At 71.6% G+C, this 8,102-nt stretch carries 16 protein-coding genes; 15 read left to right on the top strand and 1 reads right to left on the bottom strand.

From position 1 onward, the window contains the following. Positions 1-98: 98 nt before the first annotated feature. On the top strand, positions 99-365 hold the full coding sequence (locus ACWCPW_RS51120; protein WP_449768533.1) for a WhiB family transcriptional regulator: 267 nt from the start codon (positions 99-101) through the stop codon (positions 363-365). 81 nt (positions 366-446) lie between these two features. Beyond that, positions 447-1,148 carry a hypothetical protein gene (locus ACWCPW_RS51115; RefSeq protein WP_449768532.1) on the top strand — a complete coding sequence of 234 codons (702 nt, stop codon included), beginning with the start codon at positions 447-449 and terminating at the stop codon, positions 1,146-1,148. A gap of 101 nt (positions 1,149-1,249) precedes the next feature. Here the strand turns inward: ACWCPW_RS51115 and ACWCPW_RS51110 are convergent, their stop codons facing one another. Further along, positions 1,250-1,450, bottom strand: a complete 201-nt coding sequence (locus tag ACWCPW_RS51110; protein ID WP_449768531.1) for a type II toxin-antitoxin system Phd/YefM family antitoxin — start codon at positions 1,448-1,450, stop codon at positions 1,250-1,252. A gap of 139 nt (positions 1,451-1,589) precedes the next feature. Between ACWCPW_RS51110 and ACWCPW_RS51105 the strand changes: the two genes are divergently transcribed. The 13 genes from ACWCPW_RS51105 to ACWCPW_RS51045 all read left to right on the top strand — a co-directional run bounded on the left by ACWCPW_RS51105 (position 1,590) and on the right by ACWCPW_RS51045 (position 8,072). Further along, complete coding sequence (locus ACWCPW_RS51105; RefSeq protein ID WP_449768530.1) at positions 1,590-2,627, top strand: helix-turn-helix domain-containing protein; 1,038 nt, start codon at positions 1,590-1,592, stop codon at positions 2,625-2,627. 2 nt (positions 2,628-2,629) lie between these two features. Continuing rightward, entirely contained in the window at positions 2,630-3,331 is a 702-nt protein-coding gene (locus ACWCPW_RS51100; protein WP_449768529.1) for an ATP-binding protein, read from the top strand. Beyond that, a complete protein-coding gene (locus ACWCPW_RS51095; protein WP_449768528.1) occupies positions 3,328-3,633 on the top strand; it encodes a hypothetical protein in 306 nt (101 codons plus the stop codon). The genes ACWCPW_RS51100 and ACWCPW_RS51095 overlap by 4 nt, the downstream gene beginning before the upstream one ends. Then, positions 3,630-3,992 carry a response regulator transcription factor gene (locus ACWCPW_RS51090; protein WP_449768527.1) on the top strand — a complete coding sequence of 121 codons (363 nt, stop codon included), beginning with the start codon at positions 3,630-3,632 and terminating at the stop codon, positions 3,990-3,992. The genes ACWCPW_RS51095 and ACWCPW_RS51090 overlap by 4 nt, the downstream gene beginning before the upstream one ends. Continuing rightward, positions 3,989-4,408, top strand: coding sequence for a DUF2493 domain-containing protein (locus tag ACWCPW_RS51085; RefSeq protein WP_449768526.1), 420 nt, complete (start codon positions 3,989-3,991; stop codon positions 4,406-4,408). The genes ACWCPW_RS51090 and ACWCPW_RS51085 overlap by 4 nt, the downstream gene beginning before the upstream one ends. Further along, positions 4,405-4,626: a hypothetical protein gene (locus ACWCPW_RS51080; RefSeq protein ID WP_449768525.1), complete on the top strand. Its 222-nt coding sequence runs from the start codon at positions 4,405-4,407 to the stop codon at positions 4,624-4,626. Before ACWCPW_RS51085 ends, ACWCPW_RS51080 begins: the two co-directional genes overlap by 4 nt. Further along, positions 4,623-5,072, top strand: a complete 450-nt coding sequence (locus ACWCPW_RS51075) for a hypothetical protein (protein ID WP_449768524.1) — start codon at positions 4,623-4,625, stop codon at positions 5,070-5,072. The genes ACWCPW_RS51080 and ACWCPW_RS51075 overlap by 4 nt, the downstream gene beginning before the upstream one ends. Further along, complete coding sequence (locus tag ACWCPW_RS51070; protein ID WP_449768523.1) at positions 5,069-5,704, top strand: hypothetical protein; 636 nt, start codon at positions 5,069-5,071, stop codon at positions 5,702-5,704. The genes ACWCPW_RS51075 and ACWCPW_RS51070 overlap by 4 nt, the downstream gene beginning before the upstream one ends. 80 nt (positions 5,705-5,784) lie before the next feature. After that, positions 5,785-6,405 (top strand): hypothetical protein, encoded by a 621-nt coding sequence (locus ACWCPW_RS51065; protein ID WP_449768522.1) that lies wholly within the window; start codon positions 5,785-5,787, stop codon positions 6,403-6,405. A gap of 119 nt (positions 6,406-6,524) precedes the next feature. Continuing rightward, the gene (locus ACWCPW_RS51060; RefSeq protein ID WP_449768521.1) at positions 6,525-6,851 is read left to right on the top strand and encodes a hypothetical protein; all 327 of its coding nucleotides are present in this window, start codon (positions 6,525-6,527) and stop codon (positions 6,849-6,851) included. 71 nt (positions 6,852-6,922) lie between these two features. Further along, the gene (locus ACWCPW_RS51055) at positions 6,923-7,135 is read left to right on the top strand and encodes a hypothetical protein (protein WP_449768520.1); all 213 of its coding nucleotides are present in this window, start codon (positions 6,923-6,925) and stop codon (positions 7,133-7,135) included. Then, positions 7,132-7,533 (top strand): hypothetical protein, encoded by a 402-nt coding sequence (locus ACWCPW_RS51050; RefSeq protein ID WP_449768519.1) that lies wholly within the window; start codon positions 7,132-7,134, stop codon positions 7,531-7,533. Before ACWCPW_RS51055 ends, ACWCPW_RS51050 begins: the two co-directional genes overlap by 4 nt. Next, positions 7,530-8,072: a hypothetical protein gene (locus ACWCPW_RS51045; protein WP_449768518.1), complete on the top strand. Its 543-nt coding sequence runs from the start codon at positions 7,530-7,532 to the stop codon at positions 8,070-8,072. The genes ACWCPW_RS51050 and ACWCPW_RS51045 overlap by 4 nt, the downstream gene beginning before the upstream one ends. Positions 8,073-8,102 lie beyond the last annotated feature (30 nt).

Here is an 8,102-nt window from a genome sequence, read left to right as displayed (position 1 = left end):
AGCGGCCGTCAGCGGATCGCAAACCGGGCGGCGAAGATCGCGCGGGCCGGCGGGACGGGCGAACTGTTCGACGTCGACGCACTCATCGGAGGTGCTTCGTGAGCCGACTCCCCGCCGTCTACTACGACACGTCCGCCACCTCGACCGAGCCCGGCTACCGCTGGTGGGAGGACGCCGCCTGCAAGGGGCAGTCGGCCCTGTTCTTCCCCGAGCGCAACGCCGACATCAGCCTCGCGAAGAAGATCTGCGCGGCGTGCCCGGTCCGCGAAATTTGCTTGGCCGAGGAGCTGGAGAGGTTCTCCCCGGCCCACCGCTGGGGCGTCCGCGGCGGCATGGCCGAGACGGCCCGCCGCGACCTCGGCTGACCCGCCTGACTCGGGGCCCGGTCGGCGACACGACCCCGCCGGGCCCCGACACCAACCAACTCACCGCGAGACGGGACAGAGATGACCACTCCGAAGCTCACCACCGTGAACACCGTCTACCGGGCCTGGTGGGAGGACCACGAAGGCTGGGACGGCGCTGTCACCTACGCCGACCTCGACACCGCCAAGGCCTTCGCGACCGCCGACTACGCCCGCGAAGAGCGCGTCCCCGAGGAGGAAGTCCCGGCGCTCCACTGGGTCCTGGCCGGCGCCCACTGGGAACTGCACGAAGGCGACGACGCCACCCCCGTGTACGTGTACGCCGAACGTGTCCTCGCACCTGCCGGTACACCGACCAACCTCGACGCCGTCTACCGCGAGCGCGCCCACCTCGTCGCACACCTCACCGCCCTGCACCCGGCCGTCCTCGTTGCCTCGGCCCCCGACGCACCCGAATGGGCCATCGCCTACGTCGACCTCCCCACCGGCCAGGCCAGTTGGCACATTGCCGTGCGCGACCTGCCGCTGTTCGCAGACGTCGCGGTGGTGGCCGCCGACGACCCGCGCGCGATCTGGGACCGCCACGCGAGCGACGAGAAATACCGGCGGCTCGACGAGGCCACACACCTGATGCGCGAGGGCCGCAACGAAACCCGGGAGTGGATCGCGGCGGCGGTCGAGGCCCGCGGGGACGAACTCCGCGAGTCCGGAGGCGAACTCTCCAGCCGCGAGATCCGCGACGCCTACCACGACGCCGCCCGCATGGTCCGCGACCACCGCTGACCCACCACACCCCCGGGGCGGGGCGTTCACACCCCCGCCCCGGGAGCACGGACATGACGAAAGCCCGACCGAAGCCGGGCCGTTGGGAGGTGAGTTCGGTGTCAGGTCTCCAGGGATTCGAGACGAGCCCGGTCCGCGATGGCCTGCTCGTAGAAGTCCGTGCCGACCACCACGGCGACGCGCTTCCCGCGGTTCAGCAGGAACGTCGGTTCGCCCAGGTATCGGGCCCGGTTGATGACCTCGGAGAGGTTGTTGCGGGCCTGGGCGATCGGCTGGTCGTGCTCGGTCTTCGGCGCGGTCATGTCGACATCGTACTCAAGCGGCTTCATGTACATGAGAGTCATGAGCGCTATTATGTACATGAGCGCGCCGGTCGGGAACCCCCATTGGCGAAAGCGATGCCGCGCGTCCCGACCGCCTCCATCCCCGAGAGAAGAGTTCGTGAGCACTGAGGCCCTGAAGTGGGTGATCGAACTGTCCCCGCCGTTCCCCGCGCACCTGTTCGGCACCCTGGCCGGCCTGGCCTACCACGCCGACAAGAAGGGCAGGCACGCCTTCCCGTCGGAGCCTCGGCTCGCGGCGTACGCCTGCAAGACGGAGCGCTCGATCCGGCGCGATCTGCGCGAGTTGGAGAAGCTCGCCCTCATCCGCCCCGGGGATCCGTCGATGGTCGCGCACATCCCTGCGGACAGGCGCCCGGCGATCTACGACCTGGCGGTCGAGCAGGTCGTTCCGAGGGGTCGCGCGGGAGATGACGAGGGGACGTCGGCGTCCGCCCGTGCCCTGCTTGCGTCCCGGGAGCGCGGTCGGGCGGCTCGGGAAGAGAAGGCCAGGTCACAGACCCAGGAGCCGGAGAGCGACCGGACGTCCACGTCCGGGGGGACGCCCACGTCCGGTCGAAATGACCGACTTCTGGAAAGTACCAGCTCAGAGCACATGCGGGCGGACGCCGACGTCCGGGCGGACGTGGACGACCGGGCGGACGTCCACGTCCGTGACGGGAGGACGTCCACGTCCCAGCGGGAGGACGTCCACGTCCGCCTAACCAATACCTATGAACCAACTGCAGAAGAAGTACTTAAAGACACTCTCTTCGAGAGCGAGCCGGCAGCAGCCGCCCAGCGCCCCGTCCTCGTCGCCGCGGTCGCCGTGCGCACCGAATCCGCGCACCCCACCTTCGACGACTTCTGGGACGCCTACCCCAAGCACCGCGACAAGCAGGCCGCCCTCAAGGCGTGGGCCACCGCGATCAAAGCCGGCGTTGACCCCACTCGCATCGTCAGGGCCGCCGCCGCCTACGCCGACGAGCGCCGCGGCCAGGACGCCAAGTACACGAAGTACCCCACGACATGGCTCAACAAGGGCTGCTGGGACGACGAACCCGACGTCCGGCCCGGTCCGCGCCTCGCGGCCGTCGCTGGCGACTGGCACCCGTACCAGAACCCCGCCGACCCCAACGCCTACGACGGAGACCTCTGACCGTGAACATCGCCCCGGCAGTCGACCCGATCCCCGCCAGCCTCGCGACCATCCTCGGCCGCGAGAGCATCACCCCCGCCGACCTCAACGCGGACAACGGCGACCCGTACTCGATCCCGAACATCATGCGCACCGAGATCCACCGCTGCGCGAACACCATCCCCTGGCACTACCGCGACGCCATCCTCGGACAGGGCGACATGCACGGCTGGTGCGACGCCCTCGTCGAAGCGGCCATCGCCGACAAGCGCCGCAGCCCCGTCGCGAACATCACCCGCGGCCCGTCGCTGCTGCTGCTCGGACCCACCGGCGTCGGCAAGACCTACCTCGCCTACGGCGCGATGCGGCACCTCGCCGTCACCGGCGTGCGATGCGCCTGGCTCGCGACCACCGCCGCCGACATGTACGCCGCCCTCCGCCCCCGGCACGGCATCGACTCCGAGACCGAGTTCCGCCGCTACTCGCTCGCCCGCCTCCTCGTCCTCGACGACCTGGGCGCCGCCAAGGACACCGAGTGGACCGAGGAGATCAACTACCGGTTGATCAACCACCGTTACGAACACGGCCTCCCGACGCTGATCACCTCGAACGTGCCCGTCAAGGAACTCGGCCCCAAGCTCGGCGAACGCGTCGCCTCCCGCCTCGTCGGCATGTGCACCCGGGTCGTCCTCCGCGGCGACGACCGCCGGCGGGCAGCCGCATGACCACCCGCGAGGTCGAACCCCTCGGATGCGCCGACGTCCAAGCCCTCCGCAAGGAGCGCGCCATCACCGAGGCGCTCATGGTCCAGGGCGCCCACGCCCTCGCCGAACGCGAGCGCCGGCGGCGGCTCGTCATGCGGCACCCCGACCTCGTTGCCCGCCTCGGCCAGGACCCCATCGGCCTGCGTGTCCCCAGCCTGTGGACGGGATCCGTGCCCCCGGCCGAGTGGAACGGCTCCCCGAACTCCCTGCTGCACAACGCCTACCGGGCCATCGTCGACGAAGCCGAGCGGAGGGCCGCGTGATCCCGCCCGCGGCGCTCGCCGACCTCGAGGCCAACGTCACCGACTGGCTCCCGCACCGCCACCTGGAGCCCGTCACCGCCGCCCTCGTCAACGCCCTCACCGGCTGGAACGTCACCGCCGCGCCCGACGTCGAGCCGCTGCACCACCGCCAGGACCAGCTCCTCCTCGGCTGGGCCCGCGGCTGGACCGACCAGCAGATCGCCAACGAACTCGGCCTGTCGCTGAGCACGGTGCTGACCTACGGCAAACGCCTCCGCCACCGCCTCGGCGCCACGAATCGCGCCCATGCCGTTGCCCGCGCCTACGAGACCGGGCTGCTGCGACACGGCGACGTCACCACCACCACGGAGCCCCGATGACCGACCCCACGCCCTACCGCATCCTCATCACCGGCAGCCGCGACTGGCGCGACCAGGACGCCATCCGCAAGGCGATCCAGGACGTCCTCGACGAGTTCGGGCCCAACGCAACCGTCGACCACGGCGACGCACCGGGGGCCGATCGACTGGGCGGCACGGCCGCCGCCGAACTCGGACTGCCCGTCGAAAAGCACCCTGCGGACTGGATCCACAACGGACGCCGAGCCGGGCCCATCCGCAACCAGCACATGGTCGACCTCCGGCCGAAGATCTGCCTCGCGTTCCCGCTGCCCAGCAGCCGCGGCACCCACGACTGCATCGGACGCGCCCGCACCGCCGGGATCCCCGTCCGCATCGTCCAGCCCGCCGCGACCGGACGGGCCGACCACCCCGCGCCCACCAGGAGCACCACGTGACCGACTGGCCGTACGACCTCACCGACCCCGTCCTCGCCGTCCACCTCGCCCTCGAACCCGACTGCCCCTACGACAGGCCCGAGACGTGCCCCCGCCACACCGAGATCCGCCGGGTGATCGCCACGTACCAGACCTGGAGCGCCCGGCACGAGGCCGGGACACCGCCCACCACACAGCGGCCCGACCAGCCGAATCACCACACGACGGAGACCCGATGACCAGGCAACCGCCCCCGATCTGCACCCCCACCACCGACGGCGACCGCGCCGTCGTCGCCGAGTTCGGCGAGTATCTCCGCGCCCTCAAGCTCGTCCGCAGCTACCAGGAGCGCCCGCGGATCGTCTGCATCTGCGGATCGACGAGGTTCTGGCCCGAGATGGCCGAGGAGAACGTGCGCCAGACCGCTGCGGGCCGCATCGTGCTGGCACCCGGCTGCGACATGAAGCGCCCCCACCCGCTGTGGGCGGACGACGCGGACGCCGAGGTGCTCAAGGCCCGGCTCGACGAACTGCACCGGCAGAAGATCGCGTTCGCCGACGAGATCGTCGTGGTCGCGCCCGGTGGCTACGTCGGGGAGTCCACGCGGGCCGAGATCGAATACGCCGAGGGCCTGGGCCTGCCGGTGACGTACTCGCCGCCGCTCGACGGCGAGGCCCGGCCGTGACCGACACCGAGCCCGACCTGGCGGCGATCCGCACCGACCAGACCCTCGCGGCGATGCGACGCCCGACCGACCTGCTCGCGTCGGTCAACGCCATCCAGCGCGTGATCGACATCCACCTGCCCGCGCTGCTGGACCTGGCCGAGCGGCAGGCCGCCACGATCGCCAGCTGCGAGAAGTCGGCCAACTCCGACGGGCGGATCATCGCCAGCCTGGAGTCCATCAACGACGAGGTGTGCACCGAGAACGGGCGCCTCGCCGCCGAACTCGCGGATGCGCGGGCCGAGGTCGAGCGGCTGCGGGCCAGCGGCGAGGACCCCAGCCCCGACTGCCCGGCAGCGGCGACGCCGACGGCCGAGCACTTCCGGGTCCAGGTCTACGAGTTGTTCGGCGAGTGGTCGTCGGTCGGCCGGTATTGGTCGGCCGAGGCGGACGCCGTCGCAAGCATGCGCCGTCGGCGGCAGGCCCAGGCCGACTGGCCGGCGATGCGGGTGCTCCGGGTCCGGTCGTGGACCGAGCGCACGGTCGTGGTCTGGGAGCACCCCGAGGACGTCACCGGCACTCGCGACGCCTCACGCGCCCCTGAGAGCCCCGCAGACGCCCCCGACCCGTCCAACGACCCGCGCTCGGACTGAAAACCCCGCACGCGCCCGCCCAGGGCCCTTCGCGGGACCCACCCGACCCACACCGACCCGACCGACGACAGGAACCCGACATGTACTACCGCGAATCCCGGGGCAAATCCGGCACTCGACTCGAACCCGGCGACATCGTCGTCTGGGAGCGCGAACCCCACCACGTCATCGAGATCAAAGAGCGACCCGCCGACCTCTGGGGCGAGCGCTACGAGACCCGGTGGGCCGAAGAGTCCAAGTGGCGGCACGCCACCACCCGCGCCGAGTGGACCGGCCGGCCCCTCGTGTACGTCCTGCGCCCCGTCGACCGGCCCGACGCCAAGCCCCTGCACCTCATCGGGCCCGCCCAACACACCTGGGACGTCCTGCCCGAGCACTACTCGGTGTGCCGGATCTGCCGGGAACTCCCCCCGTGCCGGCACGAGGTGACCGAACGCGCCGTCGTCGACCAGATGGAGCGCACCGAGGCGTTGATGGCGGTCCAGCGCGGCCACTGCCTCTCGTGCGGCGAGTACGTCACGCCGCGCATGAACGCCGCCAGGTTCCCCGGGCCGAACCTGTGGCGGCCCGATCTCGGCGAGAACAGCGCCCTGTTCCACGCCCGGTACTCCTGCTCGGGCGACGTCGCGCAGTACCGCAAGCAGTGGGAGGCGCGCAACGAACGGGCCGACGAGCAGCTCGCGCTCGACGACCGGCCCTGAGAGTCCCGCAGACCCCGCCGTGCCCCGAGCGACGCCCGACGCCTGAGAAGCCCGCAGACGGGCGCACAGGCAGCCGCACGGGCCATCCGAGGCCCGGCCGACGACAGGAGACAACACCGATGACCGAGCCCGCCCGCACATCCACCAACGCCTGCGGCACATGCCGTGACCGCACCGCCAGCGGCTGGGACGCCGAGCACGAAGAGTGCCACCCCCGCGCCCGGCTGATCTTCGCGCCCGACGCGCCCGCCTACGAAGACCTGGCCGACCTGTCCGCCGCCGCCCGAGCGGCATTGCCCGCCCGGTTCCACATCCCCGTGTTCGTGGACGCCGTCACGCCCAAGGGCTGGGTGTGCGCCGTCTGTTGGGGCGAGTCCTGGTCCACCTCCTGGCCCTGCGCTACCGCATCGGAGCACGGCGCCCTGGTGTTTGACCCCCAGCACTGACCACGCAGCGGCCCGCCCGCGAAGCAAGCGCGGGCGGGCCCGCGATCACCGTACCCACCACCAGGAGCGACATGACCCAGCCGCCCGTCACCCGATGGAACGCCGACAAACCCCACCGCTGCCCCGACTGCCACGCCATAGCCGTCAGCGGCCACCGCGCCAGCCCCTGGCGCGTCTACACCTGCTGCCGATGCGGCACGCGGTTCGCCCGCCGACCGTGGCTGGCCCGCCTGCTGCCCGACGCCGGCCACACGTGCGACTGCCCGGTGGAGCCGCAGCGGTGAGCGAGTCCATCGACTGGGACGACGCCGACGGCATACGCGCCCCCACACGCAGCCCCCTCGACCGGATCCGCCACCTCCTCCGCCGACGCACAGGAGCACCGATGCCCGAGCCCGAGCCCAACGTCCGCCGGTTCCGCCGGCGTCCCATCGAGGTCGAAGCCGTCCAGGTCCGAGGCAGCGACGACGGCCGTCTCGCCAAAGCCGCCGCGCACTGGTGTCGCGGCGACGTCATCGGCACCTACGACGACCCCATCGTCATCGTCGGCACACCCCACGGCCCGGCCCGAGCACGCTCCGGCGACTGGATCCTTCGCGAGCCCGCGGCCGTCGGCTACACCCACCGCGTCGTCTGGGGCTCGACCCTGCGAGCCGACCACGAGGAGGCCGACCCGACATGACCGAGCCCACCCCCGACGTGCACCGACGCCGCCTCGACGCCATCGCCAGCAACGCCGTTGGCCCCACGCTCGGCGAACGCTGGTGGCTGCCCTTCAACGTCCGCGACGAGGTCGGCCGCGCCGTCGTTCAGGCCCTCGTCGACGCCGGCGCCATCCCGCCCCCGCCGCCCGACCTCGACGCGCCCAGGCACACCGCGAGCGACATCAACGACCACCAGCTCGCTGCGCTGTACGGGGAACTCGACGGCGTGTACGCCGACCTCGCGGACGCCCGCCGGCACAACGACGAGACGTGCGAGGCCGTGGCTCATCGCGACCAGGCCGAGAAGCTCCTTCACGAAGTCGTCGACCTCGCCGAACTCACGCACAAGTACGGCGCGATGGGCGGCCACGACAGCACCGGAGCGAACCTCACCTGCGCAGGCTGCGCGCTGCACGCACGCATCCGACACCTGCTCGCCGCCCCGTATCCGACGGCGGCGGACACCGAGACCACCGCACCCCTCACCGACCACCGGCCCACGGGAGAGCAGGCATGACCGACAGCGCACCACCGGAACCGATGGAAC

The sequence above is a fragment of the Embleya sp. NPDC001921 genome (assembly GCF_053594475.1).
Note: the sequence above shows the minus strand (reverse complement) of the source record. Positions and strands in the feature narration are given on the sequence as shown.